At 39.3% G+C, this 229-nt stretch carries 1 protein-coding gene; it reads left to right on the plus strand.

The genetic code is table 11. The features are described from left to right. Positions 1 to 183 (plus strand): putative nucleotidyltransferase substrate binding domain-containing protein (locus Q4528_RS16695; protein WP_303522932.1); only part of this gene is annotated, 183 nt, incomplete at its 5' end. Positions 184 to 229: the final 46 nt, after the last annotated feature.

The following is a 229-nucleotide window of genomic DNA, read 5'->3' on the forward strand; positions in this document are numbered from 1 at the left end:
TATCGGTTTATTACACAACTTAGATTCCGCCATCAACTTAAAGCATTAAAAGAAGGTTCTGCGCCAGATAACTATATTGCCCCTAAAAGTTTTGGTAACTTTGAACGAGAGCACTTAAAAGACGCATTTCGTATCATTAATAACCTACAAGATGCTGCTAAGCTGCGTTTTAGCGAAAAATAGGGTAAGCAATGTTCACACGTTTTAAACCACTGGCGAAGCTAGGCCG

The sequence above is a fragment of the Staphylococcus pasteuri genome, from assembly GCF_030547725.1.
GTDB lineage: Bacteria > Bacillota > Bacilli > Staphylococcales > Staphylococcaceae > Staphylococcus > Staphylococcus pasteuri.